This window comes from Variovorax multivorans (assembly GCF_051216835.1).
Taxonomy (GTDB): domain Bacteria; phylum Pseudomonadota; class Gammaproteobacteria; order Burkholderiales; family Burkholderiaceae_C; genus Variovorax.
In genome coordinates, this window is sequence record NZ_JBPJZL010000005.1 from 537,346 (window position 1) to 558,459 (window position 21,114).

The window sequence follows — 21,114 nt, forward strand, 5'->3', positions numbered from 1 at the left end:
ATGTCAGGTTTTGAGCATATTCCGCCGTGGCCGCGAGCGACCGCTTCTGGCCGCAAGCCGGCGTTATTGCAAGATGCGCCCTATTGCGGTGCTTCCCAGATGACCCCATCGATCGCAAACGGATTGCGACTCCCAGGCGCAATGTAGCTGTCGACAGTCATCGACCGGGTGACCACGGACGTGGCCTTCAGGGACGGGTTTTTGGCCATGAAGAAGTCGACGTCGCGGTCGCGTCCATCGGTCGCAACTGACAGACCGTGATTGCCTAGCATCACGTTTCCAACGTACTGAATCTGTCCTCCTTCAACCGAAAACGTGAAGATGGGCGTGTTGACGACCCTCATCGCCGGATTGCCTGGCAGAGGGACAAGATAGTAAGTTCCGGCATTTAGGGTCAGAGAGCGGACGATAGTATTTCGCGCCGAGAACGTGGGTGCCGCCGTTTTGGCGTCAATGAAGATGATGACTTTGTCGAATCGTTTCCTGGAGGCGCCGTCGACGAGCGTCATCTTCCACGGAAACGAAAGGCTGGTCTCAGCCGAACTCGTCGAGAAAATGACGATGCCCTTCCCCAGTGGAACGTTTGACATGTCTGAAGCAACGCCTCTTCCGACGGTAGTACATCCGTTCAAGACAAGGAACACCGCAAGGATGAGCACATGCAGCCTTTGCAGAATGCCTCGGTCTTCAACGAATTCGCCTTGGTCAGACCGGCGGGGGGCGAATGCGGAGGTCATTGCCGAGAAGCGGATAGTTGGCACGACTGAGTCCTTGGAATCTTGAATGCCGATTGTTCCTGCAGGGCCGGTTGGTGTGCACGCGCTTCGTGCTTGCAACGCCAACCGCGTCGCAACCTGTTGTGTCGATGCCGCGAATGTCTGCAGCGGGACGAACTGGGCCTCGCCTGCGGATGTCGGTTGCTGGCCGTTTGCCGCCCTGCCTACTTTGACTCCAGCGTCTTCACCGACACCTGGAAATAGTGCCAAACATTGTCTTCAGCACCGTTCTGAAGACGTTTCTGTACCTTGATCTGCGGCCACATCTCCATTCGATTGGCCCCAACATGAAAGGTGGGAATTTCCCGTCCAGGATACAAAGCGCTCTGATTGGACCAAGTACCGCCGTATTTGCGCTTGAGAACCTCAGCGATGTACGCGCCAAACGTGAACGACATGACTACGATCTCTCGATCTGAAGGAGGGGCCATGCCAACAGGATTCTGGACACTCTTCTGCAAGGTGTCATGAAGCCCGCCAAGTTGGCGCTCGACGACTTCGACGCTTTCCGGTGAGTAGTCGAGCTTGATCCCCGCAGCAGCGGCCAGCTCTACAGCGCGGGCAGCACCCGCTGTCATCGCTTCATCCATCGTCTTGAAATCGGCCGCGGCGGCATGCGCCCCGAGGGGGAAGAGCATGAAAGAGGCGATGCAAAGTGAGTTGAGCAACTTTGAAATCAGTGCCATGAAAATTTCATCTGATGCGGTAGTTTGGGGGATAGCTTGTGGCCGGGTCCGGCCTCACTGCTCGACTGATTGTGTCGCGACATCGGACCCAAAACAGAAGTTCGCCATACCGAGGTTGGCGATACCTTTCCCCAAAGTGCACCCTCTTCCCATCAACGCTCCGTATTCACCACGTGGGCTGCGAAGCTCTCGCCATCAACCGCAGGTTCTGCACGGCCGCACCTGCAGCACCTTTGCCCAGATTGTCGAGAACAGCGCTCAAGACGATCTGACCTGTGCGTTCATTGAATGCAACAGCCAGACTCATGTCGTTCGAGCCGTTGTGGACTTGCGGATCCAGTTCGGTCATCGGCGCTGCAGGCGACATCGGCATCACACGCACATGCGCCGCATCGCGGTATCGTTCCGCAAGGCATTCGTGGATGCGCAGGCCCGAAGCATCAGAGGGAAGCATCCGCGCGTGCAATCCGATGGTGAGCACGATGCCCTGTCGGTAGCTGCCATAGGCCGGCACGAAGATGGGCCGCTGCGCCAAACCGCCATAGGCCTCGATTTCCGCGACGTGCTTGTGCTCGAGTGCAAGGCCATAGACCTTCAGCGAATGCGCTCCTGCGCCGCCAGCTGCGGCCTCGTGCGCTTCCGCCCCCGCCCTGCCCTGACCCGAATAGCCTGAGACGGCATGGATGACCAGCGGATAGTCGGTGGGCAACAGGCCCGCATCCGTCAGCGGTCGCAGCAGGGCGACCGCGGCGGTGGGATAGCAGCCCGGATTCGTGACCCGCAGTGCCGAGGCGATACGTTCGCCTTGCTGCGCATCGAGCTCCGGCAGGCCGTAGACCCAACCCGGGCTGGTGCGGTGGGCCGAGCTGGCGTCGATGACACGCACGGCAGGGTTCTCGATCATCGCCACCGCGTCGCGCGCCGCGGCATCGGGCAGGCAAAGGATTGCGATGTCGCACTCGTTGAGAGCGGCCCGGCGGGCAGCCGCATCCTTGCGCAGGCTTGTCGGCAATGTGCGGATGCGAAATTCCCCGCCCCGCAAGCGGTTCTGCAGATCAAGGCCGGTGGTGCCCTGGTCGCCGTCGATGAAGATATTGAGGTCCATGGAGCGCAATCGTAGGGATACGACCTCGATGGCTCCAGCTAAATATATGGAACCCCAGATTAAGAAAAGTTAAATTAGCGATATGCGAGAACTGAGCCTTGACCATCTGCGCACCCTTGTCGCCATCGCCGACCTCGGGTCTTTGGCCAATGCCGCGCGCGCCCTTCACCTGGCGGCCCCCACCGTCACCGTTCAGATTGCGGAACTGGAGTCGCGCCTGGGTGGCCAATTGCTCGTTCGCGGGCGAGGCCCCGCGCAGGCGACCGCCTTGGGAGAGCGCTTCATCGCGCGTGCCCGCAGGCTGCTGGCGGACGCGGACGACGCAGTGGAGGACGTTCGACGTCAGCTCGCCGGCCAAACAGGCCGCGTGCGAGTGGGTGCCTCGACGGGCGCCATTGCGCACTTGCTGCCGCCCGCGCTCGAACGCCTTGCCCGGAACCATCCCGGTATCGACGTGAACGTGCAGGTACTGACCTCCAACGACAGCATGGCCCGGCTCGCCGCAGGCAGCCTTGACTTGGCGGTCGTGGCGCTACCGCAGGCGCCTGTGCGGGGCGTTCATGTCACTCCCCTGCGGCGCGAGTCTGTCGTCGCCTTTCTGCCGGCGGACTGGAAAGCACCCAAGCGGCTTACCCCGCAGTGGCTGGCCCAGCGTCCGCTGATCATGAACGACTCTTCCACACGTCTCTACCGGCTGACAGCGGAATGGTTCTCTGCGGCTGGCGTCCATTGTCGGCCGCGCATCGAGCTCAACTACAACGATGCGATCAGGACACTGATCGCCGCCGGCTACGGAGCGGCCTTGCTGCCGGAGGAATCGCACGAGCCCGCGCGTGATCCTCGCATCGCCGTGCGTCCGCTCAGCCCGGCTCTGTGGCGGCAGCTCGGTCTTGCGGTCAGTGACCGGGGCGCAAGCGGCCCGACACGTTTCGTCCTGGAGGCGTTGCTGCCTGCGAGGGACTCGGCTGCCTGAGTCGGCACCGGGCCCTGGCCCGCGGTTGCTCAGACCCCTTCGATGATCCGTAGATCCCGTTCGGCACCGTCGCCCAGAGCGACAAGCGCGGCTTGGTAGTCAGGGCTGTCATGCGTGGACGTAGCTTGCTCGATGCTGTCGAACTCGATCAACACGGTGCGTTCGGACAAACCGAACTCGTAGACCTTGGCGGGCAGGCCACGCGCCAGAAAGCGCCCACCGCCAGCAGTAATCGCCGGACCAGCCAGCTTCGCATAGGCTGCAAGTTTGTCGGCGTCCTTGACGGCACGGTACGCACTGACCCAATAGGCTTTTGCCATGGTGACTTCTCTCCTGTTGCTGAATGAACAATATAGCTTCCGTTGCCCATGACCTTGCCTGGGCATGGTCGAGAAGACCGTGCTAGGTCGGCTCGACTACCGCTGTTGTTGCGTCCACCACCACCGTCGGCCGTGCGTAGCGCCATGCGATCAGCGCGCCGATGCTGAGAAACACCGCGGCGATAAAAAATGGCGCGCCTGGCAAGTGCACCGGCGCGTCCGCGCCGATGAAATAACCGAAGCTGCCGGCGAACATCGCTGGCCCGACGATACCTGCCACTGACACCAGGCTCGTCAACGCGCCCTGAACACGACCTTGCTCACTGGCATCGACCTGTTTGGTGAGCAGCGTCTGTGCCGCTGGTCCGGCGACCGTCAGCAACGTGCCGAACGGCAGCGCAGCCACAAGGACCCAGCCGACATCGGCGAAGCCGTAGATAACGAAACCGAGCACGCCGCAACCCAGCCCGAACAACAGGGTGCGGTGCTCGCCGAAGCGCTTCACGCCTGGCCCGATCAGCAGCACGTTGACCAGCACGCTGAGCACGCCTACCAGTCCGAGCACCCAACCCACGGCGTCTTCCTTCCAGCGGTATTGGTAGTCGGCGAACAGCACGAACACGCTGGGATAAACGTACTGCGCGAGGTTCACAAGGAAGATCACCGCCGCCAACCCAAACACCTGCGGGTAGCGCTTCAACAGCACCAGCGATCCGATCGGGTTGGCATGCGACCAGTCGAACTTCTGGCTGCGCTGTTCCGGCGGCAGCGACTCCGGCAACACGAACCATCCGTAGCAGAAGTTGAGCATGGTCAGGCCGGCCGCGAACCAGAACGGCAAGCGTGAATCGATGTGGCTCAGTTGCCCGCCGAGCACCGGCCCGAGCACCAGGCCCACACCGAACGCCGCGCCCACTATGCCGTAGCTCTTGGCGCGCTCCTCTGGCGCCGTCACATCGGCGATGTAGGCATTGGCTGCCGTGAGGCTGGCCGAGAACACACCGGACACCACCCGGCCGATGAACAGCCACGGCAAGCTGTTGGCCAGGGCCATGAACACAAAGTCCACGGCCAGCCCCAGGCATGACAGCAGGATCACCGGCCGCCGCCCGAAGCGATCGGACAAGGCGCCCTGAATCGGCGAGCAGATGAACTGAATCGCCGCAAACGCCGTGCCGAACACTGCGATCCAGTACGCCGCTGTCGCGGTACTGCCGCCAGCGAGGCGCTCCACCAGATGCGGCAGACCAGGAAGAATCAACCCGAACGCCAGGAAGTCGATCAGCACGGTCACGAATATGAAAGCGAGCGCGGCACGGCGGGCGCGCGGCGCTTGAAGGGTCGAAGTCATCGCGAGTTCAACCGCTGCGGCTCAGGTACTTGCTCATCCGGGGACGCGCCTCGCGGATGCCGCCAAGCCGACCCAGCAGGCCATCGAATAAGCCGACCATCAGCGCAATGCACTTTCTCAAACGATCGCGCTCGAACATCAGCATGGGCAGGATCTGCTTCAGCGTATAGACGTTGATGAACAAAATCGCAGGAAAGGCACGCACATGCGCCAGCGAGAGGTCGAGGGCGTTGCGCGCAATGTAATAGCGGCGCACGGCCGAATAGTTGATGACGTATATCTTCCAACCGAACAGCGACTTCGCCTGGAGATCGCCGATCTGATGCCGAAGCACGACCTGCGGATTCAGATAGATCGGTACATCGCAGTGCAGTGCGCGCATGCAATAGTCGGTGTCGACGTGGTCGATCACGTAGCGCTCGTCGAAGCGGCCGATCCTGGCCCAGGCCGCGCGCGAAATCAAAGAGCCAGAAGAGATCAGGAAGGCGCAGCGAACCAGCGGCTCGGTGAAGGGCTTTCGCAGGTCGAACTGATAGACACGCTTGCCCTCGATGCCGAATTGCGGGATCAGCGCGTCCAGGTTCGTGTCGTGGACGAGCGGGCCGATCAGGAAGGCAGCGTCTTCTTCTCTCTCGCCGGCATCGCCTGTGCCGCGGTCGTGTTTCCTGCCCTGTGCCGCTACCGCAGCCCGGCACATGGCGTCGAAGTAGCCGGGCGGCAGCTCCGAATCCTGGTCGAGCAGAAAGAAGAGTTCGACGCCCCGCGCTTCGAGTTCGACGATGCCGCAGTTGAAGGCACCCGCGATGCCGCCACGGTTGCCGTTGTGCAGCACGGGGATCTCCGCGTCGATGAGCGCGCGATGCCAGTCGCCCACTTCTGGCGTGTTGTCGACCACGCAAAGGCGCGGGCACGCCTCTGCAAGCGAATGGAGGTTCGTCAGTTGCCCGTCTGTAGGGAAATAGGTGACGACAACGGCACCGAACGAAAAGGACATCGCGATCTATCCAGAGTGACAGGCGTTCGGAGTGTGGGCCCGAACCGATGACAATTTCAAGCGTTGTTACGGGCGCGGATCGATATGCCGCTCCGGCGGTTGGTTTTGCGCAAAAGCGATACGCGATCGAGCTCACCGAAGTACTAGTCTGGTGCGATGAATGGCGAGGAGAGGTTGCGAGTTCCTGTCCGCGTTCATAACAAAGTATGAGTGCGGCTCGCTTGAGCGTCTTGCCGCCCTAGCAAGACGTCACGTCCATCTGAAGGAAGTGGCGCAGTGGTCGGATAGATACGAAAAAAGTTGGTGCGGCAATCGACGTCGATACCGGCAAAGTATCCCTTTGCATCAACAAAGACACAGAACGAAAACGGATTCTGGCTGGATTCAGCCTGTCAGCACCGTCCCAACTTTGCTTGCATCAGGCCTTGAACTTCGTTGATGAGGACCGCGAGTTCGGGCCGGTCCCCGTACATATCGAACTCGCGAACGGCGATGAGGCCCATCGAGAACGAACCTGGCCGGTCGTTCTGAGAGCCACCCAGAACGAAGTTTCGGCACCACCTAAGTTGGCGCTCTATGCTTATGGCCGGCTCGAACGACTGCGCGGCCATGGGCCGAATCTCAGCGAGGGCAGCGTCGATCTTCTCGAGAAGTGCTTCTTTCATGCTTCATCCGAAGTGCGAGGTTCCAGGTCCGCTTGTGGGCCGAACGCCGACCAATCGCCCCGCCGGCCTTTGACGGCTGTTCAATCCGCTAACTTTATCGACCGTTCCATCAGTTCCACCATGGGCATCCAGGTCGCGCGCTCTCTGTCTTGCATCTGGAACGTCACACGGAAGTTGTGGTCACTTGTCGCCACGATGTACTGCCGTACATAGAGATCGCCTCTCGGCGTCGTCTGCACCGCCTCGCTGAACAGTGCGGGGCGTCCCGCTAGCGTAACTCGCCGCAAAGGTGAAAGCTTGAGAAGTTCCATGCCCAACGAGCGGAGCGTGCTGCTCATGACCATTTCGGCCTGCTTTGAGTAGGCACGAAGATCCTCTTCAGTGGCTTTTGCAATAGTGGCTTCGGAGGTGTTGGGAGGCTGGCTCACGATGCGCACGCTCGTACCGAACGGCTGGGGCCCAGCCTGACGCGCAAGTAGCGTGGTCACCATCGACTCTTTTTGGGCGATGCGCCCAGCGTCCCCGGAGGTCGACGCCATTTTTCCGAGTAGTGCTTGGCGTCCCGCTGTGTTGGACGCTATCCAGTCGATCGGCGCGTCAATAGAAACGCCGTGTTCGAGCTTCATGGGTGATAGCTTGCCGTCCCGCTCGGACGGGGTTTGCGCCAGACCAATTGCACACGCCAGAGCAAGGCTCAGCGTCACGACGGCCCGGCCACGGATTCCAATTCGCATGCGCGCTCCCCGTAGTCGAGGCGCATCGTACTCGAAGGCAGGCTTCCAGCGGTCCAACGCACCCTTGCCCGGAAGCTTCGAACGCCCACTACCGGGCGAGCTGAGTCGAGTTTCCGAGCGACTGGGCCTGGCCGGATTCCGCCTATAGTCCAGCGCATGCATGGCTCACGACTGGAGATGTTCCGCTCGAGCCTGCCTGCGGTTCAGCTTCCAGGTCGACGCGGAAGATGCAAGAGTAGGGCGGCCACAGGTTGTCTCTCTGACTTGAGCACTGCAGCATCGCCTTCTTGCTCGATGGAACCTCAGGGCTGCAGTACAGGTATAGCCTTGCAGAGCCAACTTCTGAGCCAATTTTGCAGGCGGCGCTCCCTTGGAAGCTGTCAAGACGGCATCAAGCTTTTGACTTTCCCTCACTTCGATGGGAGCACATCCGCTTGTCACCAATAACACCGCGGAAAGAACTAGTGCCCGCCGAGCTATCGAGCGGGACTTCTGCATATTTGCTGCTGGCATGGTTTGAAGTTTGCTGCTTGGTAGAACCCCTGGGTCGCGCCTACCGGCACTCACGCGAGTTGCTTCTCACCCCCGCATAGCACCGCCTCCCCGCGAATCTTCGACCAATACTCGTCTCGAACGTCATCGTCTATAACGGGCCGAATGTGCGTCGCATAGAGGGCGTCTTTCCCGTCCCGTCGAGGCCCTGAAATCCAATAGTGCTCGCCGGTTTCAACGTCGAAATAGTTCGACTTGAAGCCGCTTCCCTTCAGGCTGCGAAAGGCCTTTCCTCCGTAGTACAGGGTTGCCCCCGACTTGGAACTGGTGACTCGGCCGATGCGGGCCGGTCCTGTCAGGCCGCCCGACTTCGCTTCGATGTACATGATTCGGCTCTTCATCAGGTCGCGCTCCCATTGTGAAGAAGTGGAAAAGAAACCCGACGCCACGACTTCGTTGTACTCAAGCTGCCATTGTGGGCTGAAGAAAAGTTATTCCCGCAAATCGAGACTTCCTAGGGAACATCTGAACAACGTGCTCTGGCTCGCGGCGGAGTTGGCGCAAGAGGCAGCGGCGTTGTTTCAGGAGAGCGCGCGCTGTTGAGGAGCAGCTGCATGACCTCCGCCACGTACGCGGCAAGCGGCATGGCGCGCGGGTCGGATGCCTGGCTGTCGCCCGTGAGTTCCATCTGCACACAGGGCGGCGCCAGCTCGAGCGACTACACCCCGCCGATCACAAAGAACAATTTCGCCATCGTAAATTCGCCGGAGGCTGGCCACTTGAAGGCGGAGAGCCGTCGCGTAATGCGCTCGTCCTGCATGCCGTTGACCGTGAACACCACCTGCTCCACCTTCCCCTTGACGATCAGAACAACCAGCTTCGCCCATTGCAGTTCCTTTGTCGGGGAGCTGTTCCGCAACTCCGCAGCGATCAACTGCTCGATCTGCTTCTGGGTGGCCTCATTGATCGACACACCCCGCTGCCCCCACTCGGACAAGAAAATCCGGCGCCGAGTGCCGTTGATCTCCCATGCATCCTTTCTGACATGGGAGTCGGCATGATCGAAGAGCTCTGCGTAGATCGGGTGCAACGTCGTAAGACAGAAGTTCTGCAGCGAGTCTTTGAACGCTTCCTCGGCGGTGCTCCCTATGCCCACGACAAAATCGTCGAGCCGACGCCCACCCTTGAACGTGATGGAAACCCGGGATTCGACCGAGTACAACTTGCTGGAGGAAAACTCCTTTGCCTCATGGATCTCACCGTCGAGAAGTACCCCTTGCGCGGGGAAGAAAAGCCCATTCGGCGTCTTCTCGAATTTCGTGAAGTTGTGGGCCTTGAGCCAGAGTTCGAAATAGGAGTTGACGTACTCGCGCCCCTGTCCTGCGTGTGCCACGCTACTCAACAACACGATGAGGGTTGCAAAAAGACGGATCACAGGGTGCATTGAATTACCCTTTCCTCTGAAGTTTTGGTCAGCAAATTCTGGCCAGGTCGCAACACCCTTCTCCAGAGAGATGAGAGGTGGCACCACCCGGCCAAGGCTGAGCGCAAGCTGCAAGCGCCCCCTCAACCCGGAATGTTCGGCTCGACCAACTGGGCCAGTGCGACAAGCGACTCCTGCCAGCCCAGGTAGCACATCTCGACAGGAATGACATCGGGGATGCCTTCCTGCACGACGGACATTTCAGTGCCGCAGGACACAGGGGTCAGCGTCACGGTGGTCTTCATGGTGCCTGGCAGGTTGGGGTCGTCGAACGTCGCGTCGTATGCAATGCGCTGGCCGGGGACGAGCTCCAGGTACTTCCCACCGAACGAGTGGCTGTGGCCGGCTCCAAAGTTAGTGAACGACATGCGCCAGGCACCTCCGACCACGGGCTCCATGCTGTGGACTTTTCCGGTGAATCCGAATGGTGGCAGCCAGCGCTCGAAAGCACCGGGCTCGACGAAGGCACGGTAGAGCCGGTCTGACGGAGCGCGCAGCACGCGGTGCAGACGGACGGTGTTGGTAGCCATGGTTGTGTTCTCCTGAAGTGAAGAGGATGAGCCTCGTTCCGAGGCTCACGGAAAGGAACGGCCCTGGTCGGCAGGCGCTTTTGCGACAGTTGCGGCGTCGGGCAAGGGGTCATCGGCGTCGTGGAGATGCCTGTACAAGGCCAGAAGATCCTTGAGTTCCGAAGCGCCAATTTGATGAACTTCCATGCATCCGTCCTTTGTTCAGGCCTTCGGAATCTGCGCCTCTATCTCCTTGATCACGGCCTCTTTCTCCCGGTTGTAGACCTGGGGATTGGCCGGGTCTACCGCATGGGCACGATCCTTCGCTTCTTCGTACCTTCTGCGCAGATCCGGGCGGCGGCTGAGTATGTCGATGAAGGCCAGCGAATCCTTGTGAACAGGATCGCCGCGATGACAGATGTGGATGTTGACGTTGAAGCGCCGCCCTTCGTGCAAGACGGAGCCACAGACATACGGCTTCTCATCCCTGTCGACCCAGACCGGCCGACGGTGAAAGCCGATGCGCTCGAACGCCCTCTGCTCTTCCCGAAGGTCATCGCGAGACGTGATCGCCGTGATGTCGATCATCGGCTTGCCACGCAGTCCGACCACCGCCGTGCTCCCGATGTGCACGAGTTCCACGTCGCTCAGATGCATTCGCACGTACTCTTGCACCCCGGCGAAGACTCGGGCGTATGCAGCGTCATACGGAACGATATTCCGGTGCTCAAGGCCTTCGTCGAATGCGTCGATCTTCATGGCTCGTTCCAATGATTACCGCGAGGGCTCAGCCTTCGGCGAAGAACTGGCTGGGCGTCTGGTCGAACTGCTTGCGGAACATTGTGGCAAAGGCACTGGGGCTTTCGTAACCCAGTGCAAGGGCAACATCGATGACTTTCTCTCCGGCCGCCAGCAGCTCAAGCGCCCGCAGCAGCCGAGCCTGCTGCCGCCATTGGCCGAAGGTCATGCCGGTCTCGTTCACGAACAGGCGCTGGATGGTCTTCACGTTCACCGCAAGGCGCCGCGCCCAATCGGCCATGGTGGAGGAGTCGTCCAGTTGCTGCTGCAGCAGTTCGCAGATCTGCAACAGCCGCGGGTCGGACGGCATGTGCAGGTGCAGTGGCAGCACCGGCAAGGCACGCAGCTCGTCCAAGATCAAGCGCATGACGCGGCCGTCGCGGGTGCCGGGCACGTAAGGCTGCTGCACCTCCATGGCGGCTCGGATGAGTTCGCGCAACAGGGGCGATATGCCCACCGCCCGGGTCTCGCCCAGCAGTTTGGGAGCGGCATCGGTCGCCACCTGCAGGCTGCGCATGTGCACTTCCCCGATGCAGCGGATCTCATGGGTCATGCCGGCCAGCATCCAGATGCCGCGAGTGGGCGGCACCACCCAGCGGCCCGCCCGGGCCTGCACCACCATGACGCCGCGCACGGCATAGATCAGCTGGTGCTTGGCGTGCACGTGCGGTTCGATGTACCAGCCGCTTGGGTAGTCGGTGGCCCGGCCGGTGACGGGCGTGGGCGCGTCGTCGATCTCCTTGAGCACCTGAGGCAGGGCCTTGGGCTTGCGAGATGAGTCCATGTCCTTTTCGCGAGGGTTTCTGGTGGATTGGCGCGAGACAGGCGCTGCGGCGCTTTCGATAATTCTCCCATGACAACCTCCGCAGCAGCATCCCTGGACGCCAGCGCCACGCCGACCGGCGCGGCCAGCGATCCGACCTCTTCTTCTCAAAAAGCCAAGCCGGCCTTCGGCATCCTCGCCGGCATTAGCAGCTCGCACATGATCAACGACATGATGCAGTCGCTGATCCTGGCGATGTATCCCATCCTGAAGGGCGAGTTCTCGCTGAGCTTTACCCAGATCGGGCTGATCACGCTGACCTATCAGTTGACCGCATCGCTGCTGCAGCCGCTGGTGGGCTTGTTCACCGACCGCCGGCCGCAGCCGTATTCGCTGCCCTTCGGAATGGTGTCCACGCTGATTGGCCTGATGCTGCTGGCCTTCGCGCCCAGCTTCGGCTTCGTGCTGCTGGCCGCGGCGTTCGTGGGTATCGGATCGTCCATCTTCCATCCGGAGTCGTCGCGCATCGCGCGGCTGGCCTCGGGAGGGCAGCACGGCTTCGCGCAATCGGTGTTCCAGGTGGGCGGCAACACGGGCACGGCCATCGGGCCGCTGCTGGCTGCCGCCGTCATCGTGCCCTTCGGCCAGCGCAGCGTGGCCTGGTTCGGGCTGGCGGCATTGCTGGGCATCGTCCTGCTGCTGCAGGTGAGCCGCTGGTATGCAACGCACCATGTCGCCGCCGCCGGCCGCAAGAAGCCGGCCGCCGCGGCGCCGTATCCACCCAAGGTGGTGATGGGCGCCATCGCGGTGCTGCTGGTGCTGATCTTTTCGAAGTACTTCTACGTTGCGGGCATCAGTACCTTCTACACGTTCTACCTGATGGAGCGCTTCGGCCTGTCAGTGCAGAGCGCGCAGCTGCACCTGTTCTTCTTCCTGTTCGCCTCGGCGCTGGGCACGCTGGTCGGCGGCCCCATTGGCGATCGCATCGGTCGCAAGCCGGTGATCTGGGTGTCTATTCTGGGCGTGGCGCCGTTCGCGCTTTTGCTGCCGCATGCCGATCTGTTCTGGACCACGGCGCTGACCGTCGTGATCGGGCTGGTGCTGTCCTCGGCCTTCTCTGCGATCCTGGTCTATGCGCAGGAACTGATGCCGGGCAAGGTGGGCATGGTGTCGGGCCTGTTCTTCGGCTTCGCCTTCGGAATGGGCGGGCTGGGCGCCGCGGTGCTGGGCATCTTCGCGGACCACACCAGCATCGCCTTCGTCTACCAGACCATCGCCTACCTGCCGCTGCTGGGCGTGGTGGCGGCTCTGTTGCCCAAGGGCACCCGCCGGGCCTGACCGATGGAAGAAGGGGACCGGCTTGCGCTGCTAATCGATGAACCTCGCCACGATGTCCTCGAAGGACGGCAAGTCCATCTGCGTGTGGCCGCCCGGATAGCCCTTCACGCTCAGCTGCAGGCCCTTGTAGTTGCGACTGGCGATCTGGTCGTACATCGCGGTGATCACCGTTCCTCCGACGTTGCCGATGCCATATCCGAGCAGCAAGGTCACGGGGATGTCCCGCCCGCTGCTGCTCGCGTACATCTGGCTTTCGAGCGGATCGATCTGGTCGTGTGCGCCGTTGAAAGGCGCCTCGGAAGAGAAGAAATACTGGAAGGTGAATTGGCTCGCGCCCTCCATGAAGAAGGCGCATGCGACAAAGATGCCGCCGTTCGACAAGCCCGAGAGCATGCGTTTGGCCGGGTTGGCACGGTAGTTCGACTCGACGTACGGCACCAGCTGGCCGGTGAGGAAGTCGTGGTACGCCTTGGCACCCGGCATCAGATAGTCGGTGTTGCGGCGCGCGGTGCCGCCGATGCCAACGACGATCGCCTTCTTGCCCGCCGCCTCGAGGATGTCCGTGAAGTTCTTGAAGCGCGTCACGCTGTTGTTGTAGACGGCGTCGCCATCGGTGATGTAGATCGCGGGATAGGACGACGTCGCGCTGTCGTATCCGGCCGGCAGATAGAACTGGATGGGATAGGTCGCGCCCGTGGCATCCGACTTCATCGAGATGCTGACCACCCGGCCGCTCGAGGTGTTCGCGGGCGGCGGTGTGGTGACTACAGGAGCTACGGGCAATACCGCTGCGCCGCCCCCTCCGCCCCCTCCGCCACCACCGCCTCCTCCGCCGCAGCCTGAAAGACCCAGCAGCAGGGCGCAGCCCGCTGTGAACATGAGCCTGCGAAGAATCCCTCTTGTCTCCATGTCGCGTTCCTTGATGATGGTTTTAGTGGAAGCCAGACTGTCCCGTGACTTCATCGAGAACAGGCACTGGCTCGGCAAGCGGGCTGGCGGCCTCATCAACCGCCAGCTCATGCACCACCGCCCATCCAAAGCTCGCCGACAGCGCGCCGGTGTCACCATCCTGCGCGACGCCGAACATACCCGCCACAAATCGCAGCTCTTTCTTCGAGCCGTTCAGCAGATCGATGCAGCGCAAGGGCGCGCTGGCCAGCGCCTGCGGCACCGCATGGATGCCAGGGCCTTCTGATGGCACGTCGTAACGCAGCCATCCCGTGCGCGCATTCGCAGCGTCGAAGTGCGCCTTCCAGTTGCCCAGGTACTTGTTTGGCCCAAGCGCCTTGGTTCTCCAATCGACGATCAGGTAGGGGAACAAGGTAACGATCCAGCCGGTCAGCTCGGAGGACCCCGAACCACTCTGGTAGCGAAAGAAAGAGCGCCAGAAATCGATGTCGACCTCGCCCGCTGCAGCGCGCTGGATCTTGTCCAGAACACCGCAGAGCGTTTCACCCCACTCCTCGAGCCCGTAGGTCGCGAGCTGCTTCACGCGCGGGATCATCGAAGCCCAGTCTTCCGGGGTGCCGAGCAGCGTGATCTCAGGAATGCCGCAACCGCAGCGCACTTCATAGTCGAAGTACCCCTCGAAGGTTTCCATCAGGCACACGTCGAACGCGGCTGCCTCGGTAGGTGTGGTGGTCGAGAAGCGGGCACCGACAACGTCCCTCAGCTCGCCCACATGTTCACCGATCTGAGCGGAGAAAGCATCGAAAACTTCGGGCCATGGGTTTGGCTGGCCGAGAACGAAGTCTGCTCTTTCAACAACGAGTGTTTTCTTGCCTTCATGCGCGACGAATCGTGACCGGAGCGCTTCGACGTTCTGCCCCACATGCGTCGCAAAACCCTGGGCAATGCAGAACCAGATGTCGTCTGGTCGGATGACCAGGGGATGGTGATCGTAGAAGGCGTCGTGCGCTGCCTTCACCAAGGCATGCTGTGTATCGCATGAGACGAGACGAGAGGCCGCGCAGTACAGGTCTTCGACAGGCTTGGCGAGCAGGCTGCGGATGCTTTCCTGCGCATCGAGCGTCTCGCATGGCCCGCCACGGGCCACATCGGAAACCACGAATTTCTTCATGTCTTGATCCCTTGTTTCATCTATTTTTTTACCAATGCGCAGATGCGTACGAACCGATCGGACGCGCATTCGACAAATTCAAAGCCTATCCCACACCTGGATCAATCCGACCAGATGGAAGATGCCGAACACGAGACAGATCGCCGAACTCCACACCCAGAAGGCCGTCAAGCGCCGCCGATCGAAGACGAACAACGCCAATACGACGAGCCCGCGCAACAGGTACACAGCCGTGATTGCAGGCAGCACGAACACCAGCAGCGGCAGCGGTTGCAGCACCCCTGCCCCCGAGAGCGCATACGCGGCCCACACCCCCAGCACGCACGCAATCAGCAACGTGACGATGGGCGGATACAGATGCCCGGCCGCCGCACCTGCGGCCATGCGCTCGCCCGCGCCGAAGAAGCGATACCACGCGGGCCCACCGAAGATCACGCAGATATGCAGCAGTGCGGCGATGGCGCTGAGTGCGGCGCCGACGATCAGGGGAATGTTGCAGGGCACGATGTCTTTCAAAGACGAATGATGGGCTTCAGTGCGCTCACCGCGTTCCGCATCGGGCCGAAGGCGCCGTAGCGCACGGCAAGGCCGCTCAGGGTCTCGACGCGCTCGATCCATTCCTGCGGCGTGGCGACGGCATCGGACTCGTACAGCGGCTGCGCGCTTTGCAGCAGTTGCATCAGGGCATGCTGGTGATCGAGGTCAGGCGCATCGCTGAGAGGCAGCGAGTCGAGCCGTGAACCATCTGCGCTGCGATAGCCCGAGCACCAGCGCAGGTTCGATCCTTCGATGGCATCGAGATGGCTCGCCACCAACCCATCGAGCTTGCCGACCGCATCGAGCGCGTACCTCAGCAGCACCGCATCCGGATGCCCTCGCCGAAACGCCCCTTGCCAGCCGTCGTCAGCGTTGTGCGGTTCGGCCAGCCGCGCGTCGAGCGCGCGGTCGTGCGTGGGCAGCGGACCTGAGCCGTGGCGCGTGAGATAGCTGCGCAGCACGCCGAGGTGCTGCACGGGCGCATCGATGCTCATGTCGCGCAGCACCGCTTCGACCGCTGTGGTCGAGATGGTGCTCCACGTGGTGTGCGGATGAAACCCGCGCCACTCGTCGAGCAGCACGCCCTGCGCGCCTTCGAAGATCATGGTGCCGGGCTGCGCGAGGCGTTCAGCGATGCGGTCCGAGCTTGCGGGCGGCGACTGCTTCAGGCACGGCGCCACGGCATCCAGCCAGCGCTGTGCGAGCGTGTCGTCTCGAAGCATGGCGAGCTCCTGCGCGGCATCGGCATGCGAGGGAACTGAGTTGGTTGCGAACTCGCGCAGCAGCGTGGTGCGCGAGGCTTCCAGTTTTTCAAGTGCGCGTGCGGGCTGCAGCAAGTCGCCGTAGAGCAAGGCTTCGTCGGGTGAAGCAAGCGCGTGCCGCACGGTCTCGCCAACACCCACGCCACAACTGCCATGCGCGCCCTCCCCTCGCACCCATTCGCGCAACCGCCCTGCAGCCTGATGGAACGGGGTGGTCACGCGGCAGCGTGCGTCGATCAGCAAACGCGAGAAGGCGTCTTCGACGCCCACACGGCGCAATGCCGCTTCCTCTACGCGCAGTGCCGTCGGGTGCACCACCACCGGGCTCGCAAGCACGGAGCCCACGCCCGCCTGAAAGCTGCCGGCGCCGAACTGCGAGAAGGTGTGATGCCGACCGTCGGCCAGCACCACGTTGTGCCCGGCCTGCGCGCCGCCGTTGAAGCGCACCACGGTGTGGGCCTGCAACGCGCCGCACAGGTGGTCGGTAAAGAGTCCCTTGCCGCAGTCTCCGAATCCAAGGCCCAGCAGCGAGACGTAGCGCGTGGCGGCAGTCACACGGCCATCAGCCGAAAAGCCGCTTCCACCACGACGAACGCGGGCCCGCTGCCGCGGTGGCCACGGCCGGCGGTGCGCGGCGCGATGCGCTCGGGTCGAGCAGCGCGGCATAGCCGTCGAGCGCATGCAGCACGCCGCCGACGCGCTCCTTGGCCATGCCGGTGCCGCTCATCACGCCGGCCAGCGCTTCGAGGCTGGGCACGGCCTTCTCGGTGAGGGCGACGATGCCGGCGGCCACGGCGCAGGCATCGTCGGGCGAATCCATGCAGATGACGTGATCGCCCAGCAATTCGCGCCAGCGCGGCTCGCAGCGGCGGCGGCGCTGGGCGTCGGGAATCAGGAAGAACAGGTTGGTGGTCTCGGCCGCGGCGGCGATGACTTCTTCGATGGGAATGTCCTCGTCGAGCTTCTCGCCGACTAGGCCTTCGACCTGGTGGCGCGAGACGGCCGGGTACGGCAGCTCGTCGCCGGTAACGAACAGGTAGCCGCGCTTCTTGCGCTTGACCCAGCAGTCCATGTCGGTGTGCTGCGCCATGACGTAGAAGGCCAGCTCGTAGCTCTCTTCGCCGGTACCGCCGCCACCGCCTTCGAGATAGCTCCAGGTGAGCCACTGGTCCATGAGGTTGGCGGTCGACTCGAACTGGCCGACCTGCAGCGGCGCGTGGTCGGAGGTGGCGTCGCCGATGGCCATGAACATGAGCTGCGGGTCTGCCACGCCGCAATCGGTAAGCAGCTTCATGAAGGTGGGCAGCTCGCGGCGCGCCAGGGTCTGCGGGATGTCGCCCATGGAGCCGGTGACGTCGAGCGCGAAGACGATGCCCAGCGAGTTGGGGTGGTCGGCGTTGTCGCGCGACTCACGCACCTTCAGGCCCTTCGGGTTCATCAGCGGGTGGGTGGAGCGCTGCGTGAAGACCTCGGCGCCGGGCTTGGCGGCACGATCGGCAATGAGCGCCGTGTGGGCGGCGTGCGAGTAGTTTCCGTATCCCATGAGCTTTTCTTCCTTGATGACTGCGGTTCAGGCGCCGACGCGCGGCGCGGGGTCGAAGTGAACGAACTTCGATGCGCCGAAGGCTTCGCGCGATGCGGCGGAGAGTTCTTGCTCGATGCCCTGCGCACCGAGGCGCCGGCAGGTGGCGGCGTCTTCGCTGCACTGGCGCAGCAAGGCGACCAGCGGTGCAGGGGTGTGAGAGCCGAAGCCGGGCTCGCCGGCCGCGCCGCCATGCAGCACGGCGCGCACGGTCCAGGCGGCTTGCATGAGGTCGCGAGCAACAGCGAAGCCTTGGGCCGAGCCGGTCGCATGCTGAGCGCGCGACCAGCCGACGAGCAGCACACCGTGATCACGCGGATGCACGAGCGCGTGCGCGGGCGACAGGTCACGATGCGTCCAGCCAGCGCCGTGCACGAAAGCCAGCACTTCGAGCATGCGGCGCCAGATCCACACGGCATGGCGCGGGTCGATGCCTTGTGCATTGGCCTGCTGCACGTCTTGCAGGCTGCCCCAGAAGCCGGGCGGATCGCGCAGCACCAGCGCCTGGCGGGCGCCGTCGCCCAGACCTTCGGCCACGCCCACGCCCAAGGGCTGCGGCAGGCGGCGGGTGAAGTAGGCAGCACCGGGCACCGACAAGTCTTGCAGGGCCTGCAGCACCGCGCCTTCGCGCACCAGCACGTCGTTGGCCGCGCTGTCTCGTGCGAGCTTGATGGTGACGCGCTCGGGCAATGCGCCGAGGCGCTCGGCCAGCAGTACTTCGCTGTGCTCGCCGGTAGCCAGCGGCGCCAGCACGCGGTAGCGCGCACCGCGCCACGCGAGGATGCGTCCGCCGGCCACGTCGGCATTGGCCCGGCGCAGCGCGGCGCGGAAGCTCTCGCGCTCGACGGTTTCCTCGCCGCGCACGACTGTGGCACCGCAGTAGCTGCAGTTCACCGTGCGCCAGCGGGCGGCGCGCGGCAGCGGCGCAGAACATTGCGGGCAGCTGAGAGCAAGCAGCGACAGCATGGCCCGCGCCTCAGTCTTCCTTGGGGGGCGCCGCCGGGTCGGGCGATGCCAGCACGCGATCAATGCGGCGGCCTTCGAGCGCGACGATCTCGAAGCACCAGCCGGCGCAGTCGATGTGCTCGCCCACCTCGGGCAGATGACCGGACACGGCCATCAGAAGGCCTGCCACGGTGTTGTAGCGGTTGCGCTCTTCGTCGGGCAGCTCGCGGATGCCCAGGCGCGCGCGCAGCTCCGACACGGGCATGAGGCCGTCGAGCTCCCACACGCCGTCGGGCCGCTCGCGCGCCCAGGCGTCGGTCTGCATGCCGGGCTGCAGCTCGCCGGTAATGGCTTCGAGCAGGTCGCGCGGGGTCATGAGGCCCTGCACCACGCCGTATTCGTCGACCACGAACACAAGGCGGCCGGCGCGGGCGCGGAACTGCTCCAGCAGCTCCATGCCGGTAAGGGTCTCGGGCACGAACACGGCGGGCGTGGCCTCCTGGCCGAGCACACCGGGGTGTGCGGCGCCCAGGCGCAGCAGGTGCGCCACGCTGATCACGCCGACCACGTCGTCGAGCGAGTTGCGGCACACGGGATACCAGGAATGCACGAGGTTGAGCGCGCCCGCCTCGGCCACCTTCTGCAGCGCCTGCTGCACGCTGAAGGAGGCGTCGAGCCATTCGATGTCGGCACGCGGGATCATCAGCGACGACAGGCGCCTGTCATCAAGGTGAAACACATTGCGCACCATCTGGTGCTCATGCTGCTCGATGACGCCGGCGTCCACGCCTTCTTCGAGGCTGGCCGAAATCTCTTCTTCGGTGACGGAGCGAGCCGCGTTGGCGTCGATGCGCAGCACCTTCAGCATGGTGGCCGTGGCACCCGCCAGCAGCCACACGAAAGGCTTGGCGGCCTTGGCCAGCCCGCGCATGGGGCGCGACACCCAGAGCGCCACGGGCTCGGGGTAGAGCTGGCCGATGCGCTTGGGCACCAGCTCGCCGAAGATGATGGTGAAGAAGGTGATGCAGGTGACGACCACCGCGGTAGACGCGATGCTGGCGGTGCCGCGACCCATGCCGACGCTTTCCATCCACACCGCAAGCGGCTCGGCAAAGGCAGCCTCGCCGACGATGCCGCTGAGCATGCCGATGGAGGTGATGCCGATCTGCACCGTCGAGAGGAATTGCGTGGGCGACTCCATCAGCTTCAGCGCGGCCACCGCGCCGGTGTCTCCCGTTTCGGCCAGTGCCGCGAGACGTGCGCGCCGGCTGGTGGAAAGGGCCATTTCGGACATTGCGAACAACGCGTTGAGCGTGGTCAACAAGGCCAGGAGGAAGACATCCATGAACTGAGGGAGAGAATGAGGGAATGTCACTTTACTTGATTGGCGACCTGCAGGGCTGCGACGCCCCCCTCGGGCGGCTGCTGCAAAAGATCGATTTCTCCCCCAGCCGAGACACCATCGTGCTGCTGGGCGACCTGGTGAACCGGGGGCCCGATTCGCTCGCGGTGCTGCGCCGCGTGCAGGGCTACGGCGCCTCGGCGCTGAGCCTGCTGGGCAACCACGACCTGCACCTGCTGGGCGTGGCGCACGGCGCGCGCAAGGCCGGCCGCAAAGACACCCTGGCCGAGCTGCTGGCCGCGCCCGACATCGAGACCCTGCTCGAATGGGTGCGCCAGCAGCACATGGCGCTGCACATGCGCATAGGCAACGGCGATCTGCTGATGGTGCACGCGGGCGTGCTGCCGCAGTGGACGGTGGGCGACACGCTGGTGCTGGCGTCAGAGGTCGAATCGGTGCTGCGCGGGCCGGCGCTGGGCGAGTTCCTGATGTCGATGTACGGCAACGAGCCGGCGCAATGGAGCTACACGCTCACGGGCAGCGCCCGGTTGCGCGCCATCGTCAATGCACTGACGCGGTTGCGCTTCTGCACAACCGATGGCGTGATGGAGTTCGATGCCAAGGACAGCGCGGCCACCGCGCCCGAAGGCTTCATGCCCTGGTTCGACGTGCCCGGGCGCAAGACGGCCAACGCCACGGTCGCCTTCGGCCACTGGTCGACGTTGGGCTGGCTCTCGCGGCCCGACCTGCTCTCTACAGACACAGGCTGCGTGTGGGGCGGCTGCCTGAGCGCGGTGCGCATCGGCGCGACGCTGGACGAGCGCGAGCTGATCCAGGTCGAGTGCGAGCAGGCGCAGAAGCCGGGCTGAAGCTCGGCTGA

The 21,114-nt window shown here is 63.4% G+C and carries 24 protein-coding genes; 3 read left to right on the plus strand and 21 right to left on the minus strand.

Translation table 11 applies throughout. The annotated features are described in order from the left end of the window. Positions 1-80: 80 nt before the first annotated feature. From ACSFCA_RS15870 to argC, 3 genes are all read right to left on the minus strand, one after another. Complete coding sequence (locus ACSFCA_RS15870; protein ID WP_435460140.1) at positions 81-737, minus strand: hypothetical protein; 657 nt, start codon at positions 735-737, stop codon at positions 81-83. Positions 738-940: 203 nt separating this feature from the next. Continuing rightward, entirely contained in the window at positions 941-1,462 is a 522-nt protein-coding gene (locus tag ACSFCA_RS15875) for a hypothetical protein (RefSeq protein ID WP_435460141.1), read from the minus strand. A 166-nt stretch (positions 1,463-1,628) separates the two neighbouring features. Then, positions 1,629-2,567, minus strand: coding sequence for an N-acetyl-gamma-glutamyl-phosphate reductase (gene argC / locus ACSFCA_RS15880; RefSeq protein ID WP_435460142.1), 939 nt, complete (start codon positions 2,565-2,567; stop codon positions 1,629-1,631). An 82-nt stretch (positions 2,568-2,649) separates the two neighbouring features. Here argC and ACSFCA_RS15885 point away from each other — a divergent pair, with 82 nt between their 5' ends. Continuing rightward, on the plus strand, positions 2,650-3,540 hold the full coding sequence (locus ACSFCA_RS15885; protein WP_435460143.1) for a LysR family transcriptional regulator: 891 nt from the start codon (positions 2,650-2,652) through the stop codon (positions 3,538-3,540). Between the two features lie 29 nt (positions 3,541-3,569). Here the strand turns inward: ACSFCA_RS15885 and ACSFCA_RS15890 are convergent, their stop codons facing one another. From ACSFCA_RS15890 to ACSFCA_RS15940, 11 genes are all read right to left on the minus strand, one after another. Next, positions 3,570-3,860, minus strand: coding sequence for a DUF1330 domain-containing protein (locus ACSFCA_RS15890; protein ID WP_258353659.1), 291 nt, complete (start codon positions 3,858-3,860; stop codon positions 3,570-3,572). 82 nt (positions 3,861-3,942) lie between these two features. Continuing rightward, positions 3,943-5,211: a TCR/Tet family MFS transporter gene (locus tag ACSFCA_RS15895; protein ID WP_435460144.1), complete on the minus strand. Its 1,269-nt coding sequence runs from the start codon at positions 5,209-5,211 to the stop codon at positions 3,943-3,945. A gap of 7 nt (positions 5,212-5,218) precedes the next feature. Next, on the minus strand, positions 5,219-6,205 hold the full coding sequence (locus ACSFCA_RS15900) for a glycosyltransferase family 2 protein (RefSeq protein WP_435477005.1): 987 nt from the start codon (positions 6,203-6,205) through the stop codon (positions 5,219-5,221). A 392-nt stretch (positions 6,206-6,597) separates the two neighbouring features. After that, on the minus strand, positions 6,598-6,870 hold the full coding sequence (locus tag ACSFCA_RS15905) for an immunity protein Tsi6 family protein (RefSeq protein WP_435460146.1): 273 nt from the start codon (positions 6,868-6,870) through the stop codon (positions 6,598-6,600). An 80-nt stretch (positions 6,871-6,950) separates the two neighbouring features. Beyond that, positions 6,951-7,496, minus strand: coding sequence for a hypothetical protein (locus tag ACSFCA_RS15910; protein ID WP_435460147.1), 546 nt, complete (start codon positions 7,494-7,496; stop codon positions 6,951-6,953). 671 nt (positions 7,497-8,167) lie between these two features. Then, complete coding sequence (locus tag ACSFCA_RS15915; protein WP_258353654.1) at positions 8,168-8,482, minus strand: 1-deoxy-D-xylulose-5-phosphate synthase; 315 nt, start codon at positions 8,480-8,482, stop codon at positions 8,168-8,170. A 332-nt stretch (positions 8,483-8,814) separates the two neighbouring features. Next, positions 8,815-9,654: a DUF6348 family protein gene (locus tag ACSFCA_RS15920; RefSeq protein WP_435460148.1), complete on the minus strand. Its 840-nt coding sequence runs from the start codon at positions 9,652-9,654 to the stop codon at positions 8,815-8,817. Positions 9,655-9,662: 8 nt separating this feature from the next. Further along, positions 9,663-10,109, minus strand: a complete 447-nt coding sequence (locus ACSFCA_RS15925; protein ID WP_435460149.1) for an SRPBCC family protein — start codon at positions 10,107-10,109, stop codon at positions 9,663-9,665. A 45-nt stretch (positions 10,110-10,154) separates the two neighbouring features. Next, complete coding sequence (locus ACSFCA_RS15930) at positions 10,155-10,295, minus strand: hypothetical protein (protein WP_435460150.1); 141 nt, start codon at positions 10,293-10,295, stop codon at positions 10,155-10,157. 15 nt (positions 10,296-10,310) lie between these two features. Beyond that, entirely contained in the window at positions 10,311-10,847 is a 537-nt protein-coding gene (locus ACSFCA_RS15935) for a GrpB family protein (protein ID WP_435460151.1), read from the minus strand. Positions 10,848-10,875: 28 nt separating this feature from the next. Further along, positions 10,876-11,670: an AraC family transcriptional regulator gene (locus tag ACSFCA_RS15940; protein ID WP_435460152.1), complete on the minus strand. Its 795-nt coding sequence runs from the start codon at positions 11,668-11,670 to the stop codon at positions 10,876-10,878. A gap of 69 nt (positions 11,671-11,739) precedes the next feature. Between ACSFCA_RS15940 and ACSFCA_RS15945 the strand changes: the two genes are divergently transcribed. Further along, entirely contained in the window at positions 11,740-12,987 is a 1,248-nt protein-coding gene (locus tag ACSFCA_RS15945) for an MFS transporter (RefSeq protein WP_435460153.1), read from the plus strand. A 30-nt stretch (positions 12,988-13,017) separates the two neighbouring features. Here ACSFCA_RS15945 and ACSFCA_RS15950 read toward each other — a convergent pair whose 3' ends face one another. The 7 genes from ACSFCA_RS15950 to ACSFCA_RS15980 form a co-directional block, all read right to left on the minus strand. Beyond that, positions 13,018-13,896 carry an alpha/beta hydrolase gene (locus tag ACSFCA_RS15950; protein ID WP_435460154.1) on the minus strand — a complete coding sequence of 293 codons (879 nt, stop codon included), beginning with the start codon at positions 13,894-13,896 and terminating at the stop codon, positions 13,018-13,020. A 22-nt stretch (positions 13,897-13,918) separates the two neighbouring features. Beyond that, positions 13,919-15,067 (minus strand): DUF4419 domain-containing protein, encoded by a 1,149-nt coding sequence (locus tag ACSFCA_RS15955; protein WP_435460155.1) that lies wholly within the window; start codon positions 15,065-15,067, stop codon positions 13,919-13,921. A 78-nt stretch (positions 15,068-15,145) separates the two neighbouring features. Next, positions 15,146-15,583 (minus strand): hypothetical protein, encoded by a 438-nt coding sequence (locus ACSFCA_RS15960; protein ID WP_258353645.1) that lies wholly within the window; start codon positions 15,581-15,583, stop codon positions 15,146-15,148. Beyond that, positions 15,580-16,920: an adenylosuccinate synthetase gene (locus ACSFCA_RS15965; RefSeq protein ID WP_435460156.1), complete on the minus strand. Its 1,341-nt coding sequence runs from the start codon at positions 16,918-16,920 to the stop codon at positions 15,580-15,582. The genes ACSFCA_RS15960 and ACSFCA_RS15965 overlap by 4 nt, the downstream gene beginning before the upstream one ends. A gap of 7 nt (positions 16,921-16,927) precedes the next feature. After that, complete coding sequence (locus ACSFCA_RS15970) at positions 16,928-17,908, minus strand: VWA domain-containing protein (RefSeq protein WP_435460157.1); 981 nt, start codon at positions 17,906-17,908, stop codon at positions 16,928-16,930. 27 nt (positions 17,909-17,935) lie between these two features. Further along, positions 17,936-18,913, minus strand: coding sequence for a lipopolysaccharide kinase InaA family protein (locus ACSFCA_RS15975; protein ID WP_435460158.1), 978 nt, complete (start codon positions 18,911-18,913; stop codon positions 17,936-17,938). 10 nt (positions 18,914-18,923) lie between these two features. Next, positions 18,924-20,237, minus strand: coding sequence for a hemolysin family protein (locus ACSFCA_RS15980; RefSeq protein WP_435460159.1), 1,314 nt, complete (start codon positions 20,235-20,237; stop codon positions 18,924-18,926). Between the two features lie 23 nt (positions 20,238-20,260). Between ACSFCA_RS15980 and ACSFCA_RS15985 the strand changes: the two genes are divergently transcribed. Next, positions 20,261-21,103: a symmetrical bis(5'-nucleosyl)-tetraphosphatase gene (locus tag ACSFCA_RS15985; RefSeq protein ID WP_435460160.1), complete on the plus strand. Its 843-nt coding sequence runs from the start codon at positions 20,261-20,263 to the stop codon at positions 21,101-21,103. Positions 21,104-21,114 lie beyond the last annotated feature (11 nt).

Excerpts from the sequence above, each read along its gene's own strand:
- ACSFCA_RS15985 (WP_435460160.1), top strand. The coding sequence starts at position 20,261 with ATGTCACTTTACTTGATTGGCGACCTGCAGGGCTGCGACGCCCCCCTC.
- ACSFCA_RS15955 (WP_435460155.1), bottom strand. The coding sequence starts at position 15,067 with ATGAAGAAATTCGTGGTTTCCGATGTGGCCCGTGGCGGGCCATGCGAG.
- ACSFCA_RS15900 (WP_435477005.1), bottom strand. The coding sequence starts at position 6,205 with ATGTCCTTTTCGTTCGGTGCCGTTGTCGTCACCTATTTCCCTACAGAC.
- ACSFCA_RS15870 (WP_435460140.1), bottom strand. The coding sequence starts at position 737 with ATGACCTCCGCATTCGCCCCCCGCCGGTCTGACCAAGGCGAATTCGTT.
- ACSFCA_RS15930 (WP_435460150.1), bottom strand. The coding sequence starts at position 10,295 with ATGGAAGTTCATCAAATTGGCGCTTCGGAACTCAAGGATCTTCTGGCC.
- ACSFCA_RS15875 (WP_435460141.1), bottom strand. The coding sequence starts at position 1,462 with ATGGCACTGATTTCAAAGTTGCTCAACTCACTTTGCATCGCCTCTTTC.
- argC (WP_435460142.1), bottom strand. The coding sequence starts at position 2,567 with ATGGACCTCAATATCTTCATCGACGGCGACCAGGGCACCACCGGCCTT.
- ACSFCA_RS15945 (WP_435460153.1), top strand. The coding sequence starts at position 11,740 with ATGACAACCTCCGCAGCAGCATCCCTGGACGCCAGCGCCACGCCGACC.
- ACSFCA_RS15895 (WP_435460144.1), bottom strand. The coding sequence starts at position 5,211 with ATGACTTCGACCCTTCAAGCGCCGCGCGCCCGCCGTGCCGCGCTCGCT.
- ACSFCA_RS15910 (WP_435460147.1), bottom strand. The coding sequence starts at position 7,496 with ATGAAGCTCGAACACGGCGTTTCTATTGACGCGCCGATCGACTGGATA.
- ACSFCA_RS15940 (WP_435460152.1), bottom strand. The coding sequence starts at position 11,670 with ATGGACTCATCTCGCAAGCCCAAGGCCCTGCCTCAGGTGCTCAAGGAG.
- ACSFCA_RS15890 (WP_258353659.1), bottom strand. The coding sequence starts at position 3,860 with ATGGCAAAAGCCTATTGGGTCAGTGCGTACCGTGCCGTCAAGGACGCC.
- ACSFCA_RS15925 (WP_435460149.1), bottom strand. The coding sequence starts at position 10,109 with ATGGCTACCAACACCGTCCGTCTGCACCGCGTGCTGCGCGCTCCGTCA.
- ACSFCA_RS15885 (WP_435460143.1), top strand. The coding sequence starts at position 2,650 with ATGCGAGAACTGAGCCTTGACCATCTGCGCACCCTTGTCGCCATCGCC.
- ACSFCA_RS15975 (WP_435460158.1), bottom strand. The coding sequence starts at position 18,913 with ATGCTGTCGCTGCTTGCTCTCAGCTGCCCGCAATGTTCTGCGCCGCTG.
- ACSFCA_RS15935 (WP_435460151.1), bottom strand. The coding sequence starts at position 10,847 with ATGAAGATCGACGCATTCGACGAAGGCCTTGAGCACCGGAATATCGTT.
- ACSFCA_RS15950 (WP_435460154.1), bottom strand. The coding sequence starts at position 13,896 with ATGGAGACAAGAGGGATTCTTCGCAGGCTCATGTTCACAGCGGGCTGC.
- ACSFCA_RS15915 (WP_258353654.1), bottom strand. The coding sequence starts at position 8,482 with ATGTACATCGAAGCGAAGTCGGGCGGCCTGACAGGACCGGCCCGCATC.
- ACSFCA_RS15980 (WP_435460159.1), bottom strand. The coding sequence starts at position 20,237 with ATGGATGTCTTCCTCCTGGCCTTGTTGACCACGCTCAACGCGTTGTTC.
- ACSFCA_RS15905 (WP_435460146.1), bottom strand. The coding sequence starts at position 6,870 with ATGAAAGAAGCACTTCTCGAGAAGATCGACGCTGCCCTCGCTGAGATT.
- ACSFCA_RS15970 (WP_435460157.1), bottom strand. The coding sequence starts at position 17,908 with ATGGGATACGGAAACTACTCGCACGCCGCCCACACGGCGCTCATTGCC.